This window comes from Peribacillus frigoritolerans, assembly GCF_030676415.1.
Classification (GTDB): Bacteria; Bacillota; Bacilli; order Bacillales; family DSM-1321; genus Peribacillus; species Peribacillus frigoritolerans_A.
In genome coordinates, this window is the sequence record NZ_JAUUTW010000095.1 from 1 (window position 1) to 511 (window position 511).

The following is a 511-nucleotide window of genomic DNA, read 5'->3' on the forward strand; positions in this document are numbered from 1 at the left end:
TTTTCTTTTTTATAGGTTTTTCACCATTTCCATATTTATAAGCGAAATGCGCATCCGCCCATTTGATCATCTGATGCCCAAACGCTACACTTACCCCTATATAAATGGCAGAAAGTCCATGTACGGTTGTTGCAATAGCCCCATTTTTTAAATCTAAAACAGTAGCAATGAGTAAAATGATATCGACGATTGGCGTACAAATAAGCAACAATTTACCAAGCTTCTTTTTCTTTAAAATATATCTAACTAATAATCCTGCTAAAACAAACACCCAAAATCCAATCTCACAGAAAATAATTAACCAACCAATCAATTCAACACCCCTTTATTTAATACAACTGTATTATTATAACAATTATTTCCAAAATAAGTGTGAATTCTTAATGAACTAAACTGCCCCGATAGTTCATTAAGAAAAAAGGCCGCCAAATGGCAGCCCCCTGATCTCAACTTGTTTGAATGCACTTTGTAATTCAATTAAACAGGAAGAGTATGTTTTTCTAGTAAAGAA

Annotated in this window: 1 pseudogene; it reads right to left on the reverse strand. The window is 33.1% G+C overall.

From position 1 onward, the window contains the following. A pseudogene (locus Q8G36_RS28615) lies at nucleotides 1-313 on the reverse strand (hypothetical protein); the annotation flags it as partial. Nucleotides 314-511 lie beyond the last annotated feature (198 nt).